This window comes from Apibacter adventoris (assembly GCF_002964975.1).
Classification (GTDB): Bacteria; Bacteroidota; Bacteroidia; order Flavobacteriales; family Weeksellaceae; genus Apibacter; species Apibacter adventoris.
Genome location: NZ_PSZM01000001.1, coordinates 207,807 through 233,464, shown reverse-complemented (window position 1 = coordinate 233,464; position 25,658 = coordinate 207,807). Strand labels below are relative to the sequence as shown.

Annotated in this window: 25 protein-coding genes and 1 tRNA gene; 14 read left to right on the top strand and 12 right to left on the bottom strand. The window is 29.0% G+C overall.

Annotated elements, in window-relative coordinates; translation table 11 throughout:
• Positions 1-5: 5 nt before the first annotated feature.
• Positions 6-449, top strand: coding sequence for a type I restriction enzyme HsdR N-terminal domain-containing protein (locus C4S77_RS01145; RefSeq protein ID WP_105194340.1), 444 nt, complete (start codon positions 6-8; stop codon positions 447-449).
• A gap of 82 nt (positions 450-531) precedes the next feature.
• Here the strand turns inward: C4S77_RS01145 and C4S77_RS01140 are convergent, their stop codons facing one another.
• A complete protein-coding gene (locus tag C4S77_RS01140; protein ID WP_105245430.1) occupies positions 532-1,746 on the bottom strand; it encodes an MFS transporter in 1,215 nt (404 codons plus the stop codon).
• Between the two features lie 353 nt (positions 1,747-2,099).
• On the opposite strand from C4S77_RS01140, the gene C4S77_RS01135 reads away from it, so the two are divergent.
• The 3 genes from C4S77_RS01135 (at position 2,100) to C4S77_RS01125 (ending at position 5,042) form a co-directional block, all read left to right on the top strand.
• Positions 2,100-3,161 (top strand): 2Fe-2S iron-sulfur cluster-binding protein, encoded by a 1,062-nt coding sequence (locus C4S77_RS01135; RefSeq protein WP_105245428.1) that lies wholly within the window; start codon positions 2,100-2,102, stop codon positions 3,159-3,161.
• Between the two features lie 92 nt (positions 3,162-3,253).
• Entirely contained in the window at positions 3,254-4,435 is a 1,182-nt protein-coding gene (locus C4S77_RS01130) for an acetyl-CoA C-acyltransferase (RefSeq protein ID WP_105245426.1), read from the top strand.
• A 289-nt stretch (positions 4,436-4,724) separates the two neighbouring features.
• A complete protein-coding gene (locus tag C4S77_RS01125) occupies positions 4,725-5,042 on the top strand; it encodes a hypothetical protein (protein ID WP_146106004.1) in 318 nt (105 codons plus the stop codon).
• A gap of 187 nt (positions 5,043-5,229) precedes the next feature.
• Here the strand turns inward: C4S77_RS01125 and C4S77_RS01120 are convergent.
• The 8 genes from C4S77_RS01120 to C4S77_RS01085 form a co-directional block, all read right to left on the bottom strand.
• Positions 5,230-5,300, bottom strand: a tRNA-Cys gene (locus tag C4S77_RS01120).
• Positions 5,301-5,355: 55 nt separating this feature from the next.
• Positions 5,356-5,712: a dihydroneopterin aldolase gene (folB, locus tag C4S77_RS01115; RefSeq protein WP_105245422.1), complete on the bottom strand. Its 357-nt coding sequence runs from the start codon at positions 5,710-5,712 to the stop codon at positions 5,356-5,358.
• Positions 5,713-6,666 carry a methylenetetrahydrofolate reductase [NAD(P)H] gene (gene metF / locus C4S77_RS01110; protein WP_105245421.1) on the bottom strand — a complete coding sequence of 318 codons (954 nt, stop codon included), beginning with the start codon at positions 6,664-6,666 and terminating at the stop codon, positions 5,713-5,715.
• Positions 6,667-6,804: 138 nt separating this feature from the next.
• Positions 6,805-7,281, bottom strand: coding sequence for a cytidine deaminase (gene cdd / locus C4S77_RS01105; protein ID WP_105245419.1), 477 nt, complete (start codon positions 7,279-7,281; stop codon positions 6,805-6,807).
• A 48-nt stretch (positions 7,282-7,329) separates the two neighbouring features.
• Positions 7,330-7,758: a nucleoside-diphosphate kinase gene (gene ndk, locus C4S77_RS01100; RefSeq protein ID WP_105245417.1), complete on the bottom strand. Its 429-nt coding sequence runs from the start codon at positions 7,756-7,758 to the stop codon at positions 7,330-7,332.
• Between the two features lie 77 nt (positions 7,759-7,835).
• Positions 7,836-9,458, bottom strand: a complete 1,623-nt coding sequence (locus C4S77_RS01095; protein WP_105245415.1) for a 2-oxo acid dehydrogenase subunit E2 — start codon at positions 9,456-9,458, stop codon at positions 7,836-7,838.
• 29 nt (positions 9,459-9,487) lie between these two features.
• Positions 9,488-10,489, bottom strand: coding sequence for a pyruvate dehydrogenase (acetyl-transferring) E1 component subunit alpha (pdhA, locus tag C4S77_RS01090; RefSeq protein WP_105245413.1), 1,002 nt, complete (start codon positions 10,487-10,489; stop codon positions 9,488-9,490).
• Positions 10,490-10,837: 348 nt separating this feature from the next.
• Positions 10,838-11,416, bottom strand: coding sequence for an NAD(P)H-dependent oxidoreductase (locus tag C4S77_RS01085; RefSeq protein ID WP_105245411.1), 579 nt, complete (start codon positions 11,414-11,416; stop codon positions 10,838-10,840).
• A 995-nt stretch (positions 11,417-12,411) separates the two neighbouring features.
• Here C4S77_RS01085 and C4S77_RS01080 point away from each other — a divergent pair.
• The 7 genes from C4S77_RS01080 to C4S77_RS01050 all read left to right on the top strand — a co-directional run bounded on the left by C4S77_RS01080 (position 12,412) and on the right by C4S77_RS01050 (position 19,124).
• Positions 12,412-13,038: a TetR/AcrR family transcriptional regulator gene (locus C4S77_RS01080; protein ID WP_221405012.1), complete on the top strand. Its 627-nt coding sequence runs from the start codon at positions 12,412-12,414 to the stop codon at positions 13,036-13,038.
• Positions 13,039-13,099: 61 nt separating this feature from the next.
• Positions 13,100-14,314 (top strand): TolC family protein, encoded by a 1,215-nt coding sequence (locus C4S77_RS01075; protein ID WP_221405044.1) that lies wholly within the window; start codon positions 13,100-13,102, stop codon positions 14,312-14,314.
• Between the two features lie 4 nt (positions 14,315-14,318).
• A complete protein-coding gene (locus tag C4S77_RS01070; protein ID WP_105245687.1) occupies positions 14,319-15,215 on the top strand; it encodes an HlyD family secretion protein in 897 nt (298 codons plus the stop codon).
• Between the two features lie 51 nt (positions 15,216-15,266).
• Positions 15,267-16,166: an ABC transporter ATP-binding protein gene (locus C4S77_RS01065; protein ID WP_105245409.1), complete on the top strand. Its 900-nt coding sequence runs from the start codon at positions 15,267-15,269 to the stop codon at positions 16,164-16,166.
• Positions 16,147-16,878 carry an ABC transporter ATP-binding protein gene (locus C4S77_RS01060; protein ID WP_105245407.1) on the top strand — a complete coding sequence of 244 codons (732 nt, stop codon included), beginning with the start codon at positions 16,147-16,149 and terminating at the stop codon, positions 16,876-16,878. Before C4S77_RS01065 ends, C4S77_RS01060 begins: the two co-directional genes overlap by 20 nt.
• A gap of 42 nt (positions 16,879-16,920) precedes the next feature.
• Positions 16,921-18,027 (top strand): ABC transporter permease, encoded by a 1,107-nt coding sequence (locus C4S77_RS01055; RefSeq protein ID WP_105245405.1) that lies wholly within the window; start codon positions 16,921-16,923, stop codon positions 18,025-18,027.
• Positions 18,024-19,124, top strand: coding sequence for an ABC transporter permease (locus tag C4S77_RS01050; RefSeq protein ID WP_181042768.1), 1,101 nt, complete (start codon positions 18,024-18,026; stop codon positions 19,122-19,124). Before C4S77_RS01055 ends, C4S77_RS01050 begins: the two co-directional genes overlap by 4 nt.
• Positions 19,125-19,318: 194 nt before the next feature.
• Here the strand turns inward: C4S77_RS01050 and C4S77_RS01045 are convergent, their stop codons facing one another.
• Positions 19,319-19,969: a DedA family protein gene (locus C4S77_RS01045; RefSeq protein ID WP_105245403.1), complete on the bottom strand. Its 651-nt coding sequence runs from the start codon at positions 19,967-19,969 to the stop codon at positions 19,319-19,321.
• Between the two features lie 271 nt (positions 19,970-20,240).
• On the opposite strand from C4S77_RS01045, the gene C4S77_RS01040 reads away from it, so the two are divergent.
• Positions 20,241-20,660, top strand: a complete 420-nt coding sequence (locus tag C4S77_RS01040) for an Hsp20/alpha crystallin family protein (protein WP_105245401.1) — start codon at positions 20,241-20,243, stop codon at positions 20,658-20,660.
• A gap of 111 nt (positions 20,661-20,771) precedes the next feature.
• On the opposite strand, the gene C4S77_RS01035 is transcribed toward C4S77_RS01040, so the two are convergent.
• Positions 20,772-21,764, bottom strand: a complete 993-nt coding sequence (locus C4S77_RS01035) for a homocysteine S-methyltransferase family protein (protein WP_105245683.1) — start codon at positions 21,762-21,764, stop codon at positions 20,772-20,774.
• A 225-nt stretch (positions 21,765-21,989) separates the two neighbouring features.
• On the opposite strand from C4S77_RS01035, the gene C4S77_RS01030 reads away from it, so the two are divergent.
• Positions 21,990-22,484, top strand: a complete 495-nt coding sequence (locus C4S77_RS01030; protein ID WP_105245399.1) for an RDD family protein — start codon at positions 21,990-21,992, stop codon at positions 22,482-22,484.
• 145 nt (positions 22,485-22,629) lie between these two features.
• Here C4S77_RS01030 and C4S77_RS01025 read toward each other — a convergent pair whose 3' ends face one another.
• On the bottom strand, positions 22,630-23,625 hold the full coding sequence (locus tag C4S77_RS01025; RefSeq protein ID WP_105194320.1) for a helix-turn-helix domain-containing protein: 996 nt from the start codon (positions 23,623-23,625) through the stop codon (positions 22,630-22,632).
• A gap of 155 nt (positions 23,626-23,780) precedes the next feature.
• Between C4S77_RS01025 and C4S77_RS01020 the strand changes: the two genes are divergently transcribed.
• A complete protein-coding gene (locus C4S77_RS01020) occupies positions 23,781-25,532 on the top strand; it encodes an ABC transporter ATP-binding protein (RefSeq protein ID WP_260209275.1) in 1,752 nt (583 codons plus the stop codon).
• Positions 25,533-25,658: the final 126 nt, after the last annotated feature.

The following is a 25,658-nucleotide window of genomic DNA, read 5'->3' as shown; positions in this document are numbered from 1 at the left end:
GAATAATGGAACTACCGATTTTAAATTTTCCCGAAAAATATGATTTTGAAATTAAAGAGAAAAATTCTTTTTGGTATATTTTTGACGAAGTTAGAAAAAAATGGTTGATTCTCACTCCAGAAGAATGGGTACGTCAACATATTGTTCGTTTTATTAAAAGTGAAAAAAACACACCTGACTCTGCTTTTGTGATAGAAAAAAAAATAGAATTAAATAGACAGATTAAACGTTTAGACATATTACTATATAAGAAATCAGATCCTTGGGTTTTGGTAGAATGTAAAGCTCCGGAAATCCAAATTTCCCGGAAAACATTTGAACAAGCTGCTAGGTATAATATAAATGTTAAAGCGACCTATATTTTATTGACAAATGGACTGCAGCATATCTACTTTCATTACAATTCAAGTAAAAATGAATATATGATAGTTTCCGATTTTGATTGGTAATTTATTTATAGGTAATGTTGAAGATATTTTTATAGTTTTTTATGGAAGGATTATTAGTGATTTTATGATAATATTTATTCTTTTAAGATTTTCTTTTTTTAGTATTAGGTAAAAAACTAGCGGCCAATCCTAATAAGGGTAGAAATGAACATATACTATATACATATTGAATGCCTGTATGGTCGGCGATTCTTCCTAAAATAGCTGACGCTATTCCTGCAATTCCAAAAGCTAAACCAAAAAACAGCCCTCCTATGAGTCCTACTTTACCTGGAACAAGCTCTTGGGCATAAATAAGTATAGCCGAAAAAGCAGATGACAATATTAATCCTATAATTATGCTTAAAATACAAGTCCACATAAGATTTGCATAGGGCATCATAAGAGCAAACGGAGCTGTCCCGAGAATAGAAAACCAGATTACATATTTTCTTCCGATTCGGTCTCCTACAGGTCCGCCAATAATTGTACCTGCGGCAATTGCAAATAAAAAAGCGAATAAGTATAACTGTGCATCGTGAATGCTTATATTGAATTTATTAATAAGGTAAAAAGTATAATAACTGGTAAGGCTTGTCATATATACGTATTTAGAAAAAACCAGTATTAGCAAAATTACAATAGCAATTATTACTTTAGATTTAGGAATATTGTTGGAATTTGTTTCTGTATTATCAGAATTTTTTTTTATGACTGTATTTCTTGATTTTAATCGATATATATTGACTTTATACCATTTGTTTATAATCAGCATAACTCCAATCGCAATTAAAGCGATAATAGCTAACCAACTTATGTTTTTTTGACCATAAGGCGTAATGATCCATAAAGCAATTAACGGTCCAATAGAGCTCCCGAAATTTCCTCCTACCTGAAAAATAGATTGAGCTAACCCATATTTTCCTCCAGATGCCAAATAAGCAAGCCGAGAAGCTTCCGGATGGAATATAGAAGATCCTAAACCAATAAAAAATACAGCTATTAATGTATAAAAAAAATCTGAAGCAAAGGCTAAAGAGATAATTCCTATCATGCTTAAAGTCATGCCTACTGGTAAAGAATAGGGTTGAGGTTTTTTATCCGTAATTAATCCGATTATGGGTTGAAATATAGAAGATGACATTTGATAAACAAGATTTATTAATCCGACTTGAGTAAATGTCAGGGCCAATGAGTTTTTTAATAAAGGATAAATAGCCGGAATTATAGATTGTAATGTATCATTGAACATATGGGATATTGCCAATAATGACAAAATTGTAAATGTAATATTTGTTCGCTGTAAAGATTTTTCCATAATAAAATCCGAAAGTATGTCTGTAAAGTTATTACTTATTATTTTATTAATAATAAACTGATACGTATTTAAACAGGTTTCTAAAGTTATTTTAAAGATAAATTTATTATTTTTTATATTCTTAATTATTGTTGATAAGAATCAATAGTTATATTAATAAAAATATTTTTTGAAATTTTGTTATGGTATATATGTAGTTCAATAAAATGAAGGTTATATTATTTCTATAAAAGATATTTTTTCATATTTTTTTGTTTTTGTTGCAGGAAAAAATTCATTTTAAATAACAACAAAGCAGATACTTTTTACTTTAAAAACCATTAATTTTATGCCGATAAAAAAAGTAAAAAATCATGAATTTTTATTCTTTAACTGTAAAGAATGTAGAACAATTAACTACTAAAAGTATTAAAGTAGATTTATTCATACCGACAGAATTGATATCTATATTTAAATGGAAACCTGGTCAATTTATTCGTTTTCAGTTTTTAATTGATGGGCAAAAAGTAGAAAGGGAATATTCTATTTGTACTGCTACTTATGAAAAATATATTTCTGTTGCCATAAAAAAAACTAAAACAGCATTTATATCAGAATATGTTCAAAATAACATAAAAGCTGGTGATAAAATATCAGTTTCTCCTCCTATGGGAACATTTGGTATTCCGTCTCGACCAAATGAAAAAAGGACTTTAGTAGCATTTTCTGCTGGTAGCGGAATAACTCCGCTTATGAGTATCGTAAAAGATACATTATATAATGAAAAAGGGGTAAATTTCTTTTTGTTTTATGGGAATTCCAATGAAAAAGAAGTAATGTTTAAAGAAGAATTAGAAGAATTACAAAAAAAATATTCTCAAAATTTTTTTCTACATTATTTTTATTCTCAACAAGAAACTGAAGATAAATTTTTTAAAGGAAAATTAGATGGACATAAGGTAGATTTAATTATTAATCAAATTGTAGATTGGGATGAAGTTGATGAAGCATTAATTTGTGGGCCGAAGGATATGATTATAAATTTAGCAAATGTCATTTATTCTTACGGGATACCTAAGAAAAATATTCATTATGAATTATATGAACCTGTAGAGAAAGTTTTTCATGATGATAAAATTCAAAGATCTACAGTGAAAGAAGTCAAAGTTACGTTTACATACGAGGGGAAAACTCAAACTATGAATTGGATCAATAATGGGTCATCATTATTGGATGCTCTTTTAGTCAATGGAATAAATGCTCCATATTCATGTAAAGGCGGTGTATGCGGTTCTTGTCAATGTTCCCGGGTGCAAGGGGAAGTCATTTTAGGTGAAAACTTAGTGTTAACAGAAGAAGATATTAAAAATAAAAAAATACTAACCTGTGTAGCACAGCCTAAAACAAACACTCTTGTAATTGATATGGATAATTAACATATTTTGCTTTTATTCGTAATAATATTGTTATTTACGTTTATTTAAATTTTAATACATTTACCTATATAATAACAAAGCTAATTATAATAATGAGTAAAGAGATAGTTATAGTATCGGCTGTAAGAACCCCAATAGGGAGTTTCTTAGGAAATCTATCAACAATTCCTGCTACACAATTAGGGGCAATTGCTATTAGAGGAGCGATAGATAAAATAAATTTAGATCCTTCATTAATTGAAGAAGTATTTTTGGGTAATGTTTTACAGGCAAATGAGGGACAGGCTCCGGCAAAACAGGCTTCATTAGGATCAGGAATTCCGGATACAGTACCTTGTACTACTATAAATAAAGTGTGTGCTTCAGGAATGAAAGCTGTAATTATAGGGACACAAACTATTTTGGCAGGTGATAATGAAATTGTAATAGCAGGAGGAATGGAATCTATGTCTCAAGTACCTTATTATCTATCTTCTGGAAGGACAGGAAATAAATTTGGAGATCAAAAATTAATAGATGGTTTGGTAAAGGATGGTCTAACCAATGTATATGATCAGAAACATATGGGAGTATGTGCAGAAGTTTGTGCTGTAGAATATAATATATCAAGAGATGAGCAGGATGAATTTGCAATTAACTCATATATACGATCAAAGAAAGCTTGGGAATCCGGAAAATTCAAAGAGGAAATAGTCTCGGTTAAGGTTCCTCAAAGAAAAAAAGACCCTATAATTATTTCAGAAGATGAAGAATATAAAAATGTGAATTTTGATAAGCTGAAACAATTATCCCCTGTTTTCCAAAAAGAAGGTACCGTTACGGCAGCGAATGCCTCTACTCTGAATGATGGTGCCTCTGCTTTAGTACTTATGTCTGCTGAAAAAGCAAAAGAATTAGGGATAAAACCTTTGGCTAAGATAATAGGTTATGGAGATGCTTCCTGTGAACCTGAAAAATTTACTATAGCCCCATCTAAAGCATTACCTGTAGCGCTAAAAAAAGCGAACCTTTCCATAGAAGAAATAGACTATTTTGAATTTAATGAAGCCTTTTCAGTAGTAGGATTAGCTAATGCTAAAATTCTGAATATAAATACAGAGAAAGTTAATGTAAATGGTGGAGCAGTATCACTAGGGCATCCGTTAGGAAACAGTGGATCAAGGATTATAGTAACTCTCATTAATATTTTAAAACAAAATAACGCAAAATATGGAGCAGCAGCTATTTGTAATGGAGGAGGTGGAGCTAGTGCTATAGTAATCGAAAATTTATAATTTTTTAAAAAGGAATACCATATTTATTATATCTAATGATTGTTAGATAATATAGCATTATAAAGTTTTATAAGAAATAATATGATGCATATACATAAGAATTTTTTTATGCCTAATATCATTAAAAGATGTTTCTAATATTTATACAACTATAAACAGGGAAAAGAGTTATTTGAGAAAATGGCTATCTTTTGTTGATGCAATTTAAGATATCTCATTTATGCGAATATATGTGCAAAAATTATATACTCAGCAGATTCAATATTGTATTTATGAGTAACAACAATTTGTGGGATTGATAGGCTTTAATAATCTGGATGAAATAAATATTGATAATGACAGGTTATGGCAAAACTTTAAAACATTTTTATTTTCAATGCCTGACATGATTAGCCAGATTGTAGGTCATAAAGATGATAATCCAAATGAATTATATTATAGTGATTATCAAGAAAAATATAAAGTATATTCAAAATTAGAGGAATATGAGTGTGAATTGGTCCAAGACGGGTTTCTTAAGTTTGGAGTTATACATCTAATAGATAATTATTTAGAGGAAGTTTTTATACATAATGCAAAATTATATTCAGTATTGGGAAAAGGATAGAAACAAATTTTTAATTATTATGAATCATTTTTTTGTGTAAAATAGAAGATCTGGAATTTATAGATTATTATCCCATGGTTACGACATTTCTGTCTGTTATAGATAATATGGCTTTTAGTACCAGAGACCTTATAAAGGAATTAATGAAAACTTAAAAAACCATCTCTATTGAGATGGTTTTTCATTGAGGCTTCGAGCGGATTCGAACCGCTGTACAAGGTTTTGCAGACCTCTGCCTAGCCACTCGGCCACAAAGCCCTCTTTTTTGAGATTGCAAATCTACAATTTTTTTTGGATTAAACTAAAATTTCAATTAAAATTTCTTCTTGAAACTTACTTTTACATGGTTAATATCTGCATTTACCGGAGGATTAACCTTTGATACGGATACTTTTGCTTTTTTTATTTTATGAAATTGTTTCTTTATTTGGGAAAGTATACGAAGAGCTACATTTTCCAGTAAATGAGACCGAATAGCCATTTGATCTTTGATGATTTGGCTTAATTCACCATAATTAATGGTGTCTTCAAGATGATCTGATTTTCCTGCTTTTTTTAACTTTAGCCATATAGTAAGGTTAACTAAGTAGTAAGAACCTATCTTAGCCTCCTCTTCCATGCAACCATGATAAGCATAAACTTTTAGACCTTTTAATTTTATTTTTTGCATTTAAAATAATTCTTTTGCGATTTTTAAAATATTTTTAGATCTTCCCATAGAATAAAAATGAAGTACAGGAACATTATGCTTCATTAATTCTTTACATTGTTGTATTGACCATTCAATGCCCACTTCATAAACCTCTTTATTATTTTTGCATTTTTCTACCTCTAAAACTAGATCTTGGGGCATATCTATATGGAAAACATTCGGGAGCACAGTTAAATGATTTTTAATGGAAATAGGTTTGATTCCCGGAATAATCGGAACTGTTATTCCTATATTCCTGCATTTATCTACAAAATCAAAATATTTTTGATTATTATAAAATAGTTGAGTAACGATATACTTGGCACCTGCATTTATTTTCTTTTTTAAATAGTGTAAATCTGTATCTAGATTTGGGCATTCAAAATGTTTTTCCGGATATCCTGCTACTCCTATGCAGAAGTTTGTAGCTCCAGAAGCATATTCATCATGTAAATATTTTCCTTTATTCATAGCAGTTACATGTTCAACTAATTCATTGGCATATTTATAACCATTAGGATGAGGTCTGAAAATCCCTTCACTTTTAATAGCATCACCTCTTAAAACCAATACATTATCTATCCCCAAAAAATTTAAATCAATTAAAATATCTTCTGTATCTTCTTTAGAAAAACCTCCACAAATAAGATGAGGCACAGCATCTACCTTATATTTAAGTTGTAAAGCTGCACAAATGCCTACAGTGCCCGGACGTTTTCGGATTATTATTTTTTCAAGGAGTCCATTAGATAGTTCTTTATATTCATATTCTTCACGATGATAAGTTACATCAATAAATGGGGGATTGAATTCCATTAAAGGATCTATATTGGAAAAAATGGTTTGAAGGTTATCTCCTTTTTTAGGAGGAAGTATTTCAAAAGAAAATAAAGTTTTACCTTTAGCTTTTTCAATATGTTCGGTAACTTTCATAAAAATATAAATAATAGTTATACCCCTGTAAAGGTGCTTAATTAAGAGACAAATATGAATAAAATATACATATAAATCAATTAAACTTCAGTTAAATGAAAAATTATTGCAACAAAAAAAAAATTAAATACTCATAAATTATAATAAACTACCATCAAAACAGAAAGGAAGTAAATCAGAACAACGAGAAAAGCTAATTACCCTTCCTTGCATTCCGGTAAACATAAATTCGATAGGTTTATTTTGCCGATTTTCATATTCCAAAAGGACCTGTCTACATGCACCACAAGGAGCAACAACTTCAGAATTTTCAACATTTTTTCCAGCAACTACTGCCATTTTTACAATAGTAGCAGTAGGGTAGTTGGCAATTGCATAGAAAATAGCGGTTCTTTCTGCACATAAACCACTGGGATATGCAGCATTTTCCTGATTGTTTCCGGTTATAACAATTCCGTTATCTAATAATATAGCAGCACCTACTTTAAATTCCGAATATTTTGCATAAGCAAATTCTCTAGCTTCTTTTGCTTTTTGAATTAAATTCAAATTTTCTTTAGGAACTTTATTCCAATCAGAATATTCGTTATATGTTAAAGTTAAGTTTTTAATCATTTTTAGTTGTTTAAAGGAATAGTAATTTATGTATTATATAAATTATAGTTATAAAAAATCATAAATCTCTTTATCGGAAAAATGAAAATGAGATTCTATCCATGCATTTTCATTGCTGTCTGAACCATGTATAGAGTTTCTTTGAAGAGATTCGGCATATTTTTTTCTAATAGTTCCCTCTAAAGCATTTTCTGGATTTGTAGCTCCAATTAATTGTCTAAAATCTTCTACTGCATTTTCTTTTTTTAAAACAGCAGCTACAATTGGAGCAGAAGTCATAAATTCGACAAGCTCATTAAAAAAAGGTTTTCCTTGGTGTATAGCATAAAATTTTTGGGCTTCATAGGAGGTAAGTTGGATTAGTTTTAATGCCACAATAGAGAATTTAGCATCTGTAATTTCTTTAAGAATTGTACCAGTTAATCCTCTTAAGGTTGCATCAGGTTTTATCATAGTTAAAGTAAGGTCAGTTCTCATTATAAATTTTTTTTAAAAATACAAAAACACTTGGTAACTATCGCTACCAAGTGTTTGAATTTTATAAATTTTATTTTTTATGCTAATAAAGAAACTGGGTTCTCTAAATAAACCTTAAGGGTTTGTAGAAACTGAGCTCCAGTAGCTCCATCTACTACTCTATGATCGCAAGCTAAAGATATTTGCATTAAGTTACCTACAACTATTTGACCGTCTTTTACTACAGGTTTTTGAATGATGGCACCTACAGATAGAATGCAGGAATTAGGTTGATTAATAATAGAATTAAACGATTCTACTCCGTACATACCTAAATTTGAAATGGTAAAAGTTGATCCATCCATTTCGTTAGCTTTTAATTTTTTATCTCTGGCTCTTCCGGCTAAATCCTTAACATGTGCAGAAATTTGGGTTAATGACAGGTAATCTGTATTTTTTATTACAGGTACTACTAAGCCATCTTCAACAGCTACGGCAACTCCTATATTAATATTTCCATGATGGATAATTTTCGTATTTGCCCAGGAACTATTTATCTGAGGATGCTTTCTTAATGCGATAGCTACTGCTTTTATTACAATATCATTAAAAGAAACCTTCGTATCTGGTAGGCTATTTATGGCTTTTCTAGCTTCTATGGCTTTATCCATATTTATTTCAAATACTAAGTTGTAATGAGGAGCCGTAAATAAACTATTGCTTAAACTTTTTGCAATAGCATTTCTCATAGAAGAATTTTCTGTTTCAGAATCTACTCCCGGAGTTATTTGAGGTTTAATTGGAACTGAAGGAGATGATGTTACAGAAGTTACAGTTTTGTTTGAAGCTCCTGAAGGTGGAGTGAAACTTTCAACATCTTTTCTAATAATTCTTCCATTGTCTCCACTACCTTTAACTTGTGCTAAGTCAATTCCCTTATCTTTAGCTACTTTTTTAGCTAAAGGAGAGGCTAATATTCTATGATTTAAAGAATTTACAATTGAAGAAGATACTTCTGTTTTTTCTTCTTGATTTTTTTCTTCTTTAGGGGCAGATTCAACGGTTTTAGAAGTAGTATTAATGCCCGTTCCTGAAACAATAGCACTTATGTCGGTGCCGGCAGGCCCTATAATTGCTAAAAGGGAATCAATGGGTGCAGATTCACCTTCCTTAACTCCTTGATAAAGTAAAGTTCCTCCGTTACCATCATATTCAAAATCCTGAACAGCTTTATCTGTTTCTATTTCAGCTAAAATATCTCCTTCATTGATAGTATCACCTATCTTCACATTCCATTTGGAAACTTTTCCTTCTGTCATAGTATCACTAAGACGAGGAACTGTAATTACATCTACATTATCTGGGATCTTTGCAGTTTGAGAGGTTTCAGTGACTGATTCTTTTTTATCTTCGGGGGTATTATTTCCCGAATGACTTGTTGTGTTTGAAGTTCCATTGATAAAAGAGCTTATGTCTTCTCCCTCTTTTCCGATAATAGCTAAAAGTGAATCTACAGGAGCAGATTCCCCTTCTTTTATTCCCTGATATAGCAGAACACCGTTTTCTCCGTCGTATTCAAAATCCTGAACAGCTTTATCTGTTTCAATTTCTGCCAAGATATCTCCTTCTTTTATTGTATCCCCTACTTTGACATTCCACTTTGATACCTTTCCATCAGTCATGGTGTCACTTAGACGAGGCATATTAATAATTTCAGCCATATTGATTTCTTAATTGATTTTAAATGGTATTAATTTTCTAATTTATCTAAAAAAGGGTAATTAGGTTCTGAATATATACAATTGTAAATTTCTTCTTCTTCAGGATAGGGTGCATTTTCAGCAAAATCTCCTACCTTGTTCATATACTCTTTAGTGTTTTTATCTATTTCATCAAGTTCCTCTTCTGTTGCCCAATTATTAGAGATAATTCTATGTTTTACAATTAGAATAGGATCTTCTTTTTTATGATCTTCTACTTCTTGTTTGGTTCTGTAAGGTTCTGCATCGGACATTGAGTGTCCTCTGAAACGGTATGTTCTAACTTCTAAGAAGGTTGGACCGTCACCTCTACGTGCTCTTTCTATAGCTTCAAATGCAGCTTCAGCAACTTTTTCAGGATCCATTCCATCAACCGGAGCACAAGGCATTTCATATCCTAATCCCAATTGATATATATCTAGATTATTAGTTGTTCTTTTGACAGAGGTACCCATGGCATATTGATTATTTTCGCAAACGAAAACTACAGGAAGTTTCCAGTTCATAGCCATATTAAAAGTTTCATGAAATGTTCCCTGTCTTACTGCTCCATCTCCCATATAACATATGGTTACTCCATCGCGTTCAAAATATTTGTCAGCAAAAGCAATACCAGCAGCCAGAGGAATATGCCCACCGACTATACCATGGCCACCATAAACATTATGTTCTTTACTAAACAAGTGCATAGATCCTCCCAATCCTTTGGATGTACCTGTAGCTTTTCCGCATAATTCAGACATAGCAGCCTCGGGAGTAACCCCCATTGCTAAAGCATGCGCATGACATCTGTAAGAGGTTATTATTTTATCTTTAGACATGTCCATTGCATGTGTAAATCCTGCAGGAATTGCTTCTTGTCCATTATATAAATGTAAAAAACCTCTGATTTTATCTTTTAAGTATAGGGAGCGTGCTTTTTCTTCAAACCTTCTCCATTTTGTCATATTTTCAAACCAGTTGATATAGACTTCTTTACTGAATTCTTTCATTCTTTACTATTTGTCAGGCAAATTTACATTAAATCCAATGAAATAACAAAATTTAACTTTTATAACTTTATATTCTTATATTGTTTAGTTTTATGCTAAAAAACTAAAGACAAATGGTTATTATTCAAAAAAAAAATAAAAATAATAATTACAAATAATAAATTAGTGTTTTAATTATTTATTTTATCATTTTTAATTGATTTTATTTTTTTCATCTCAACATTAAGATATAATTTTAAAATTTGTATAATGATTATTTGGAGGTATTTAATTACGAATTTTATATTTTATTTTCAATTTTTCTAAAATTAGTTCAATCATTATTTTTAGTAATATTTTAAAAATCTATTATTTTTGTTTTACTCCTAAATTATAAATTTTCTGTAACCATTTTTCTCTCTTAAGATGGTTAGATTTTTTTACAAATTCTATAAAAGTTACTTTAATAGGGCTTACTCCGCAAAATTTCAAAATTATTTTTTTCAATTGGTTAATACTGGGTTTTCCATAAAATAAATGGTAAAACCATCCGGGTTGATCAAGTGTTGTAATAATACGAGCAGATTTGCTTTTTAAATATTTATCAACATGTATTGAGTTTTCTATGTATTGAAAAGTTACACCGGGAAGAAAGACACGATCTATAAAACCTTTCATTATAGCAGGAAATCCTCCCCACCATACAGGGTGAATCCATACTAAGTGGTCTGCCTTTTTTATTGCATCCCACGTTTTTATTAAATCCGGTTCCCAATCCATTCGTTTTTGATATCCGTAAGCCAAATTAGGATCAAATTTTAAGTCTCTTATATGAATTAATTGTACCTGTGCTCCTGATTTTTTAGCTCCTTTATAATAGGCTTCGGCTAATGCGAAATTTAAACTTGTTTTATTCGGATGTCCATTAATTATAAGTATATTTTTCATTTTTTTATATTTATATGAAGGAATATTGCTAAGTTATATCAAAATAAAATTATTATTGTCATCGATATAAAAGAGATTTTTTCATATTTTTATTTTTAAAAGAAAAATGTAAATTCAGCTTATTTATTAATTATATATAAATCCATTATTTCTCAGAATTAATAATTAGGTGTATTCTTTTATTAAAAATAAATATTACTAACAATATGTTAATTATATTTAAAAAATTATCACAAAAATAGGAGACAATATATTTAATGAATAGGACAAATGTCTATAAAAAATATTTTCTTATTCGGCTTAAGTGTCCAACGGATATTCCTAAAAAAAGGCTAAAAATTGTAAAGGAATTTGTTGTATATAATTAGGCTGTTTTCTAAGAAGTTCAATATACCGTTCTACTGATTTTCTTTTTGAAAAGAAAAGACCCTTTTTTCGAGTTTAATATATTATTGTTCAATAAGCATTTTTATATTTTCAAGAAATTGATATTGTTATTCATAATCAAGTCCTATTTTTTTTACTACTTCTAATTCAAAATTACTGATTGTTTCTAAATTTATAGGAGTAGGTTTACAAAAGATATTCGAAGATAAAGCAATAATTAAGGAATTTTTAAACTAGATGCCATAAGTAAATTCATTCTCCTTTTCAGATGTGTAGAAAGATTGTATAATTCCTTTCTTAATCCAAGCTAGTTCTAAGCTAATTTCTCTTTCTTTAATAAATAATTCTCCCTTTTTTAAATTTCGAAAATAAATTTTTTATATAATACTAGAGATTTCTTCGTGATTTAAAATACCTAGGCTATTAAAATAGTTTAACATAATTCAAAAATATAAATTTAGTTTATTTAATGTTTTAATCAAAAAAATTAAAATTATAATTTAATCATTTGTTTAAATCAAATTATTAATTAACTTTGCTTTTATAAAATGCTGGGAATAATGCAATACAATTGCAAGTAATAGGTAAATAAATTTGAAAAGTAAAAAATGAATATGGAAAAAGAAGGAAATATATCAACAGAAGAAAAAATAAAAGAAGCAGCAAAAAGAGTTTTTCAACAAAAAGGATATGGACTGACTAGAACACGTGATATTGCTGAAGAGGCCGGAATTAATTTGGCTTTACTTAATTATTATTATAGAAGTAAAAAGAAATTGTTTGATATAATAATGCATGAAAGTGTGAAGGAAATGCTTACTTATATTGAAAATATTATCAACAATAAAAACACCACGTTGTCTGAAAAAATTGATGCCGGAGTAAATAGATATATTGAAGGGATATCTAAAAATCCGCATCTTCCGATTTTTATATTTAGCGAATTACAGGCAAATCCTCAGCAACTATTTGATAGAGTTGGTGCTTCAGACGGTTTTTTAAAGGAAAGCTATATGTTCAAACAAATTCAAGAGCAAATAGATAAAAAGGGATTGAAATTTAGTTCAATACAATTTTTTATAAATATGGTTTCTTTATCTATTTTTCCCATACTAGGGCAACCATTCCTTAAAAATGTTTATAAAATGGAAGATAAAGAATATGTAAATTTTATAAAAGATCGTATTATTTTAGTCCCTATTTGGTTGAAATCAATGTTGAAGTTAGATGAATAATAAATCTATGAATAATACAAAAACGTATATTTTTTTGTGGATATGTTTGTTCCCCTGTCTCTTGTTTTCACAGGTTTCGGAAATAAACTTAGAAGAATGTCAGGAAAAGGCAAAAGATAATTATCCCCTAATTAAACAATATAGGCTGATTTCTCTTTCAGAAAATTATAATCTGGATAATCTGATTAAGAATTATCTGCCACAGGTTTCACTAAACGGACAAGCTTCTTATCAAACTCAGGTGACAAAAATTCCCGTAAAAGTTCCTGGAATAAACGTTCCTGAAATGAATAAAGATCAGTATAAAATTACATTGGATGTTTCTCAGTTAATTTGGGATGGAGGAGCCACCCGATCTCAGTCCGAAATAACCAAAGCAAGTTCCGCATTAGAAAAAGAAAAGACAGAAGTAAATTTATATACCATAAGAGAAAAAGTAAATCAGTTATATTTTGGAATTCTTACAATAGATAAACAATTAAAGCAACTAGATGTTTTAACTTCTGATTTACAAAGTAATTATAATTTAGTAATTGCTATGCTTAAAAACGGAGTGGCTATGGTTTCTGATTTGGACTTGATAAAAGTAGAATTATTAGATACAGAACAGAATAAAATAGAATTGACAACTTTACGAAGTGCTTACATAAAAATGCTTTCTTTATTTGTTCATGAAGAATTGAATGAAACCACTCATTTGCAAATCCCGGATAAAAATTTAAGTATACAAGAAGAAATAAATCGGCCGGAACTTAGAATGTATGATAAGCAATATTCTTTGTATAAAGTACAGGAGAGTGCAATTAAAGCTAAAAATATGCCTAAGTTTTCTCTATTTGCTCAAGGTGGAGTAGGTAGGCCGGGTTTAAATATGTTGGAATCTGATTTTAAAACTTATGCTATGGGGGGAATTCGCTTAAGCTGGAATTTCGGGAATTTATATACTAAAAAAAATGAATATAAATTGTTGGAAATCGATAGAAATGCTGTAGATGTACAAAGAGAAACCTTCTTATTTGACACAAATGTTCAATTAACCCAGATTCAAAATGAAATATTGAAATATGAGAAGCTTATGAAAAAGGATGAAGAAATTATATCCCTCAGGAATCGGGTAAAAAAAGCAGGAGAGAGTAAATATAAAAATGGAATATATAAAATGAATGATTTGATTGGAGATATAAATGCTGAAAATCAAGCAAGGGTGACCCAGTCATTACATGAAATGCAATTTTTGCAAAGTATCTACAATTATAAAAATATACAAGGAAATTAATAATATGAAACAGTTAGTTTTAAGCATAGGCACATTTTTGATTTTGTTTTCGTGTAATCGAAATAAATTTGCTCACGATGCTTCAGGAACTTTTGAAGCCACAGAAGTTATAGTTTCTTCGGAAACCAATGGAAAATTGGAATCTTTTCAATTAACAGAAGGAACCGTCCTTGCTAAAGATCAGGTAATAGGATATGTAGATAGTGTGCAATTGTATCTAAAAAAGAAACAATTATTAGCAAATCATAAAGCGATTCAGGTAAAACGTCCGGATATTTCCGTACAAGTTTCGTCTATAAAGGAACAAATAGCGAAAGCAGAATTTGAAAAAAGAAGAATACAAAGATTGTTACAAGACAATGCAGCCACTCAAAAACAGCTAGATGATGCCAATTCAGAAATAGAAGTGCTCAAAAAATCTCTCAATGGTCAAATAAATTCACTCTCAACTTCTGTAAATGGTTTAAATGAAGAAACCAATACTAATGATGTACAGATTGCACAGATAGAAGACCAGCTAAAAAAGTGTAAAATTATTAATCCCATTCAAGGGACAGTATTAAATAAATATGTAGAAGAAAAAGAAATAGTAACCCAGGGTAAAGCTTTATATAAAATAGCCGATACTAAAAATTTATTTTTAAGAGCTTATATTGTTTCCGAACAGTTGGAGAAAGTTAAAATTGGACAAAAAGTAACAGTCTATATTAATGTTTCAAAAGACAAGCAAAAATCGTATCCGGGAAAAATCACTTGGATATCTAATAAAGCAGAATTTACTCCCAAAACAATTCAGACTCAAGAAGAAAGACAAAATTTAGTTTATGCTGTAAAAATTGAAGTAAAAAATACAGATGGTCTTATTAAAATAGGGATGTATGGAGATGTAGATTTCAGATAAGTATAGAATCATCAATCATCATTTGAGAAAATCTAATTATAAAGTAAAAATATGAATGTGATTTCTGTTAAAAATATATCCAAAAATTATTTAGGTAAAAAAGTTGTAAATGCATTGAAAGATATTAATCTGGAAATAAATAAAGGGGAAATATTTGGATTAATAGGTCCAGATGGAGCAGGTAAAACTTCTCTTTTCAGAATTTTAACTACTTTATTAATACCTGACCAAGGAACAGCCACTGTGGAAGGATTTGATGTAGTAAATGAGTTTAGAGAGATACGTAGTAGGGTAGGATATATGCCCGGGAAATTTTCGCTTTATCAAGATTTAAGTATTGAAGAAAATCTTAATTTTTTTGCGCATGTATTTAATACCACCATTGAAGAAAATTATGATTTGATAAAAGATATATATGTACAAATAGAACCTTTTAAAAAAAGAAAAGCAGGAAATTTATCAGGAGGAATGAAACAAAAACTGGCATTATGCTGTTCTTTGATTCATAAACCTTCAGTTTTATTTTTAGATGAACCCACTACAGGAGTAGATCCTGTTTCTAGGAAAGAATTTTGGGATATGTTAACTCGTCTTAAACAACAAAACATAACCATTATGGTATCTACTCCTTACATGGATGAAGCTGGTTTGTGTGATAGGATAGCCTTGATGCAATCAGGAGAAATACTTTCAGTTAATACTCCCATAAAAATTACAAAACAATACCCTGATAAACTCTATGCTATAAAATCGGATAATAATTATCAGTTGCTTGAAAATCTACGAAAAAGAGAAGAAATATCTAGTTGTTATATTTTTGGAGAGTATTTACATGTTAACTTCAAAACAGAAAAGATTAATATATCCGGTGTAGAAATACATGAAATTGAACCCGGAATTGAAGATTGTTTTATTTATTTAATGAATAGAAATGAAGGCAATAGAAACTAAAAATATAACCAAAAAATTTGGTAATTTTTTAGCTGTAGACCATATAAGTTTTGAAGTTTTCAAAGGAGAAATCTTTGGTTTTTTAGGAGCAAATGGCGCAGGAAAAACAACTGCAATGAGAATGCTTTGCGGATTATTAAAGCCCACATCCGGAGAAGGGAGGGTTGCCGGATATGATATTTACAAAGAATCGGATAAAATTAAAAAGAATATTGGATATATGAGCCAAAAATTCTCTTTATATGAAGATTTAACAATAAAAGAAAATATGCGTTTATTTGGTGGTATTTATGGAATGAATACTAAAAATATTAAGATAAAAACAGAACAGTTGCTAAAAGAACTTTCGCTGGAAGCAGAAAAAGATATTTTGGTAAAATCTTTACCCTTAGGTATAAAACAAAAAGTATCTTTTGCTGTGTCTACATTTCATTCTCCTGAAATCGTATTTCTGGATGAGCCTACCGGAGGGGTAGATCCTATAGCACGACGTACATTTTGGGAAATGATTTATCATGCCTCCAATAACGGGATAACTATTTTTGTAACTACCCATTATATGGATGAAGCTGAATATTGTAACCGAGTATCCATTATGGTAGATGGACGGATTCAAGCCTTAGATACTCCGGCAGGTTTGCGTAAAAAATATAATGCAACTACTATGGACGAAGTGTTCCAATTACTGGCAAGAGGAGCAAAAAGAGAATAAACTATTATTATTAGAACACAAGCAGAAAAATAAGAAAAAAGCATGAATCAGCTCATAAGTTTTATAAAGAAAGAGTTTTACCATATTACGCGAGATATCCGAACCTTGTTTATGCTTTTAATGATGCCTATAGCGCAGTTAATGATTTTTGGATTTGCTATAACTACAGAAATAAATAATACTTCCGTTGTAGTTTTAGATAATTCTAAAACAATAGAATCAGCACAACTTATTGCTCAAGTAAATGCAAGTAAATATTTCAATTTAAAGGGTTATCTTACCAAACAAGAAGAAATTCAAAATTTTTTTCGCTTAGGAAAAACAAAATTAGCAATCGTTATCCCTCAGGAATTTGGAAGAGATATTTATCATTCAGGAAAAACCGAAATACAGCTTATTGCAGATGCCTCAGACCCTAATGAAGCAACAACTATAGTTAATTACATACAACAAATTATTGCACAATACCAACAACAGTCAATAAATCAAGATGGTAATAGTTCTTATGTGATAAAAAGTCAAGTCAAAATGTTGTATAACCCCCAGTTAAAAAGTTCTTATAATTTTGTGCCCGGAATTATGGGATTGGTTTTTATGTTGATATGTACTATGATGACCTCTGTTTCTATTGTTAAAGAAAAAGAAGAGGGGACTATGGAAATTTTATTAGTTTCTCCTTTAAAACCGATTAGCATAATCTTAGCTAAAGTAGTTCCCTATTTTTTAATATCAATAATAGATGTATTTTCAATTTTAATATTATCCGTTTATGTTTTAGAGGTTCCCATAGCGGGTAATTTATTCCTTCTATTCTTTTTATGTACAATCTTCATACTTTCCACTTTGTCATTAGGTCTTTTAATTTCTTCAGTCACTCAAACACAACAAGCAGCTATGATTATCTCCTCTATGGGATTGTTATTACCTACTTTATTACTTTCAGGATTGATTTTTCCCGTAGAAAATATGCCGATAATTCTTAGAATTATTTCTAATATTTTGCCTGCCTATTGGTTTATATCAGCCGTTAAAGATGTGATGATAAAAGGATTAGGATTTTTTTCTATTTGGAAAGAGTGTTTAATTCTTGTAGGAATGACAATTTTTTTGTTAACAATAAGTGTTAGAATGTTTAAAAACAGATTATGAAAATTTTAAAGTTTTTACTACAAAAAGAATTTATTCAGGTATTTAGAAATAAAATAATATTGAGAATGATTTTTTTTATGCCTATTTTCCAATTATTAATATTACCATGGGCAGCAACATTTGAACAGAAAAATATATTATTAAGTATAATAGATAATGATCATAGCATGGCTTCACAAAAACTGATACAAAAAGTGATATCTTCCGGCTATTTTAAATTAGCAGATTATTCAACTTCATATACTGAAGCATTAAAAGCAGTGGAAAGGAATCAGGCTGATTTAATATTAGAGATCCCGCACAATTTTGAAAATGATTTTATTAATGAACATAAATCAGAGGTAATGTTGTCTGTGAATGCTGTAAATGGCCAAAAGGCAGGTTTAGGATCTTCTTATTTAGGACAAATTTTGTCTGGATATAATAAGGAATTAATTCAACAGGAAAAAACTTTTGTACAAATAGTAAGTAAACCGTATTTTCAATATAATACAGAAATGAATTATCAAAATTTTATGGTTCCGGGTATTCTTGTGATGCTTGTAAGTATCGTAGGGGGTGCATTATCCTCTTTAAATATTGTAAAAGAAAAAGAAACAGGAACTATTGATCAAATTAATGTAACCCCTATCCCCAAATTAATTTTCATATTAGGAAAGCTAATTCCTTTTTGGGTCATGGGCTTAGTCATTCTTACCCTAGGTATGTTTATTAGCTGGTTGATTTATGGTTTATTACCTTTAGGACATTTTATGGTTATTTATATTTTTGCTTTTTTTTATTTGATTGCATTTACCGGATTTGGGGTAATTATATCAAACTATTCAAACACTCAGCAACAAGCTATTTTTCTTCTATTTTTTCTATTGGTTATATTTTTTCTATTAAGCGGATTATATACTCCTATTAGTAGCATGCCAAAGTGGGCACAAATAATTACCATATTTAATCCCGTACGTTATTTTATTGAAGTGATGAGAATGGTTTATATGAAAGGAAGTACACTTTTGGATATTTCTACACATTTATATGTGATTATTATTTTTGCTATTTTGATAAATATTGGAGCTATATTAAGCTATAAAAAAACAAATTAATTGAAAAAAGAAGGTAATAATTTTGTTATGTCTGAATATTTTGATTCATATTTATTTTTGATATTATAATAAATCGAATCTGAAAATATAAACCAAATTACCGACTATGGAAGAATTTGTTCAATTTTGTAGTGTAATAAATTAAATAAAGTCTTTGAAAATAAGGGTTCTTTTTTATAAAAAATATTTTAGTTCTAATTTTTTTTATTTACCCATTTATTTCTGGCAACTTCTATAATTCCGGGAAGAATAGATACAACAATTATGATAACCATCAATATAGGAAGGTGATTTTTAACCCAATCATTATTTCCTACTAAATATCCGAGAAATAAGAAAATGAAAACCCAAACAATGCCACCTATAATATTATAAGAAATGAAATACTTATAACTCATACGCCCCATACCGGCTACAAAAGGGGCAAATGTTCTTACAATAGGTACAAATCGTGCAAGAATAATAGTTTTGCCACCATGTTTTGCATAAAATTCATGAGTTTTTTGAAGGTAGCTTTGTTTAAATATTTTAGAATTAGGATTATTAAAAAGCTTATGACCGAAATATTTTCCGATTTCAAAATTTACGGTATCTCCAATAATAGCAGCAAAAACAAAAAGTAGGGCAAGTATATATATACTAAGCTGATCACTAGATGCAGCTAATGCTCCTGCAGAAAATAATAAAGAATCTCCTGGTAAAAAAGGTGTTACAACCAGACCGGTTTCACAAAAAATGATCAAGAAAAGAATTGCATATACCCAATTGCCATAGTTACTCATTAATTCATCTAAATGAACATTAATATGAATGACAAAATCTATGAGATACTGAATAAATTCCATAAAAACTAATTAAAATATATATAATTTCTTATAAGCTAACAAATGTAAGAAAATCTATTAAAAAAACATTTAAAAAATAAGTCAATATGACGTATTTATATTTATTTTATAAAAAAATAAGACAAAAAGTCGCTTTTTAATGTGTGTGTAATTTTAATGTTAATTGTAGTGTTTTGATTTTCAAATTATTAGATGTATCTCCTTTTTTTTATTTTATATTGGTATATATTTTGAAAAATAAGTAAATGTAATTTAAAAAAATAATTAAATCATGGCAACAGATATTATAAAAACAGAAAACAAAGGATTAAGTAGTTTATTAGATGAATTATTTAGTACATCAACCGGTTGGAATAAGCCAGAAATTAAATTTCCACCAGTAAATATTACAGAAGACAATGATAATTTTGAAGTTGATTTATATGCACCAGGACTCGAAAAAAATGATTTTAAAGTTAATTTAGAAAATGGGCTTTTGACTATTAGTTATGATAAAAAAATAGAAAATAAAGATAAAAAATCACATAGGGTAGAATATATGCAATCTAGCTTTAGTAGGAGTTTTACTATTGATGATGCAAATATAGATGCAGCTAAAATTGATGCTTCATATAAAGACGGGGTACTTAAATTAACCCTACCAAAAAAAGAAAAAACAGAAATAGCACCTAAGCAAATTGAAGTAAAATAATAAATAAATACTAATATAAGAAGTCGGAAGTTATCTTCCGACTTTTTTATTGATTTTATAACATATTAAATTTTACATTTTTTTAATTTAGAATAAAATTTAATGAGAATTTTAATTTGGTATTTGACGTGGAGGGTATTGAGCGGCTAATTCTGCAAATAGTTTAATATGTGCCGGACTAGTTCCACAACATCCACCTATAATATTAACTAAATTGTTCTCTAAATAAACTTTTATTTTTTCAGCCATCATTTCCGGAGTTTCATCATAGCCACCTAAAGGATTAGGAAGACCAGCATTAGGATGTGCACTAATATAAAAAATAGATTTTTTAGCTAATATTTCCAGATATTGTAATAATTGTTCTGCACCTAAAGCACAATTTAGACCTATAGATAAAAGAGGAAGATGAGAAAGTGAAATTAGAAATGCTTCAGTAGTTTGCCCTGATAAAGTTCTTCCGGCAGCATCTGTTATAGTTCCTGAAGCCATTAAAGGAAGACTTTTTCCAGTTTCGTCAAAAGCTTCTTCAATTCCAAAAAAAGCAGCTTTAGCATTTAATGTATCGAAAATAGTCTCTACTAAAAGAATATCTGCTCCGGATTTAATAAGAGATATTGCTTGTTCTTTATATATTTCAGCTAAAAAATCAAAATCGACTTCACGATATGCAGGATCATTAACATCTGGAGAAATAGAGGCGGTTTTAGAAGTAGGTCCCAAAGATCCGGCAATAAATAAAGGTTTTTTTCCATATTTTGCCCAATATTCATCTCTAGCTTGTTTAGCTACACTTACAGATGCTGAATTGAGTTCCTTTACTAGATCTTGCATTCCATAATCGGACATAGATATACGATTCGCATTAAAAGTATTTGTTTCAACTATATCTGCTCCAGACTCAAAATATTCCAAATGAATGTTCTGAATAACTTTTGGCTGAGTAATTGATAAAAGATCATTATTTCCTTTTAAATCGGTCTTCCAATCTTTAAACCTTTCTCCACGATATTCTTTTTCTTGAAATTTATATTGCTGAATCATGGTTCCCATAGCGCCATCTAATACCAATATCTTCTTTTTAATAAGGTCTTCTATTTTCATATTTAAATTTACCTCATACAAAGGTACATAAAACATTATTAGATTATGATGATATTAAATTATAAAAAATAAAGTATAAAATATAGTTCGTCTATATATTTTTACATTTTTAATTATTTAAAAAATGATCATTTGTTTAGGCTAAATGAAAAGGATTGATAATATATATTATAATAAATTTTTATAATTAGGAGAATTTTTTACTTTTGTTGCTAAACTAATTAGATGGAATATTATAGCGAAGTAGAATATAATTTAGCTTCAAAAGGTGTTCGTTTTATAAATTATATAATAGATTTAATTATCTACTATGTTTTTATCGTTACGTTTTTTTCTTTTATATGGATTTTAGGAATTGCTGAAAATTTTTTTAGTTACATGGAAGAAAACAGTTTATTGGATAGGTTGATTACTATGTTTTTTTACATCTTATTTATGATTGCTCAAGAAGTGATATTTAAAGGACAAAGTATAGGGAAGTTTTTAACCAAAACTAAAGTAGTCTACGAAAACGGTCAAACTCCGACGTCGAAAGTGTTGGCTTTAAGAAATATTTTACGAATAATTCCTTTTGATCAACTTTCTTTTCTAGGTTATCTAGGTTGGCATGATAAATGGTCAAGTACCAGAGTAGTTAATATTAAGGGATTTGAAAAGGATATACAAGAGAAGAAAGAAAAAGATGCAATAGAACAAATAGGGAATAGAGAATTAATATAATCTTTATGTAAATGAAAATTTTTTGATTTAAATAAAAAATAGAGAATCCCAATTTACATTCTCTTTTAAAATTTTATTTTAGTTTTGATGTTGAAGTTTATTAATTTATTCATTAAGGAAATAAGAAAAACTTAAATTTGCATAATTAAATATTTCTATAAATATTATTTAAATGACTAGGAGGAAATCCAAATTTTCGTTTAAATGCAGAAGCGAAATGTCTTTGATTTTTATATCCCATAAAATAAGATATTTCTTTAATATTCATATTTTCTTGTATAAGCATAGATCTTGCTTGCTCCATCTTAGCATCATTCCAGAATTTAAAAACTGTAGTTCCGAATAGCTCCTTGAATCCTTTTTTTAACATAAATTCATTCGTACCTACAAGATGTGCCAATTCAATGAGCGATATATTTTTATTAAGGTTTTTCATTATAATTTCCCGTACAGCATAAATTTTATCAATATCTCTTTTCTTTAATGTAAAAGAGTAATTACCTTGATCAGTGAATTGTTCTAACTGTAACAATAAAAGTTCAATAATTTTAGATTCCAAAAACATTTTTTTGTATAAACCTATTTTTTTACATTCTATAATTTCTTCAATTATAGTATACATTTGTAGATTTATGCAATAATTATAGGGACTGAATGTTCCAGATTTCCCTTTTTCAATGCAATTTCTGAAATTATAGAAAAGTTTTTCATTTGGGAGGAAACGTTTAAAAATATTAGGATTAAAATTAATTTTAAATAATTGTAAATCTTTGCTTTCCCATTTTATTTTACCATTTACCTCATTTGCATAAATAATATTATGATGATTAGATTCAAAGCTTATATTAGAAACAAAATTATTTGAAAAAATAGTATTTTTACCTTTTAATGAAAAAAGCATTTCAACATTTTCATAATCACTTTCAAAATAAAAAAAGGTATCTTTAGCTAAAGATAAAACCCAAAAATCCATGTGTATTCCATCAAAATAAATTTCTTTGTAGTATCCTTTCCCCAAATGAGAATCAATACAAATAATATTTTCATGGATAGGTTCATTAATTATATTATCAACTATACAGGGAAATTTACTTTCCATAAAAAGTTCGGTTCCTTCTTTATTATACAATCGTAGAGCCATATTATTTTATTTGCATTAGATCATACTTTCAAATTATCCTTATTATGGAAATTTTACTCCTTTTAACATCCCTAATTAAATTTTGTAATCAGATATATTTGCAAAAATAGGTAAATTATTTAGAATCATTCTTGATAATTTAATATCTTTTAGTAATGAAAAAAAAGAATAAAAAGAAAAAAGGTATTTTACGGTTGCTAGAAATTGCAGGGAGAAGAAAAGGTCTTCTTTTTATATCCGGTTTTTTAGCAATTATTCATGCCTTGCTGAGTATGATTCCTTATATTCTTGTATTCTATATTATAAAAGAATTAGCTAAAACTTCAATTAATTACGGAATCATTAAAGAATATATTATTTATGCTCTAATAGCTGCTGTAATAAGCACATGTGTGTTTTATGGTTCAGTAATATTATCACATATTGCGGCATACAATATTTTATTTGAACTTCGAAAATATATTACAGAAAAAGTGGGACGACTATCCATGGGAGTTCTTAGTAATAGCAATTCTGGAGCTCTAAAAAAAATACTTTTGGATGATGTTGAAAGAATGGAAAATTTTATAGCTCATCAAATTCCGGATTTTATCAAAGGAATATCCCTACCTATTATCACAATCAGTTATTTATTTAGTCAGGATTGGAGGATGGCTCTTATCAGTTTTTTACCCTTATCTATACTGATGATTTGGATGCCGATTTTATACATGGGTAGAAATAAAGCTTTGATTAAGCAATACCATCAATCTCTTGAAGAAATGAATGCTGGTATCGTAGAATATGTAAGGGCAATGCCGGTAATGAAAATTTTTGGACAGTCAGCAGAAACTTTCAATAAATATGGGAATGCAGTAAAAAATTTTAATCATTTTGTAAATAAATGGATTAGGAGTAATACTCCTGCATATGCTATATTTATGAGTTTTATAAGCAATGCTTTATTACCTGTTTTAGTGCTTGGATTGTATCTATATTTTAAAAATGGAATTACCTTACCAGTGTTATTATTATTTCTAATACTAGGAACCGGATATATTAAACCTCTTTTTGTATTAAATAACATGGGAATGCAACTTTCTATAATAAACAGAGGGGTAGAACAAATTGATCATTTAGTTAATCAAGAAGTATTACCTGAAAATACTATTGTACAACATATTGATGCGAACCATGTTGAATTTTCAAATGTTAATTTCGGATATAAAGAAAATCAAAATGTTTTATCCGACATAAGCTTTCAGGTCCGAGAAAAAAGTATTACAGCATTGGTAGGACCATCAGGAGCAGGTAAAAGTACCGTAGGGCAACTTTTATCTAGATTTTGGGATGTAAATGAAGGGGCAATTAAAATAGGGGGGATTAATATAAAAGATTATCCAATAGATCAATTGATGAAATTAGTTTCTTTTGTTTTTCAGGACAGTTTTATGTTTCAAGAGAGTTTGCTAGAGAATATTCGCATGGGAATGCATAAAACCTTTAAAGAAGTAGAACAAGCGGCTAAAGCTGCCCAAATACATGATTTTATTATAAGCCTTCCAAATGGCTATGATACTTTATTCGGACAATCGGGGGTACACCTTAGTGGAGGAGAACAACAGAGATTTCAACTCGCAAGAGCCATACTAAAAGATGCCCCTATTCTTATTCTGGATGAAGCCACTGCATTTGCAGATTCCGAAAACGAATATAAAATACAACAAGCATTCAGTGAGTTAATTAAAAATAAAACAGTTTTGATCATAGCACATCGTTTGAGTACTATTGTTGATGCCGATCAAATATTGGTATTTGATAAAGGAAGAATTGTAGATAAAGGGAAACATATGGATTTGCTTTTAAATAGTCATTTATATCAAAGAATGTGGAATGCGCATATCAGAGCTCAGGAATTTGTAATATAAATCATTCCGTATAGTAAAAGATAAAATAATATATAAAGAGATAACCTAATAATTAATACATATATGATGAAAGAAAGATAAAGACATTCAATAATAACAAGATTTCATGATGCCAGAAAAAATATA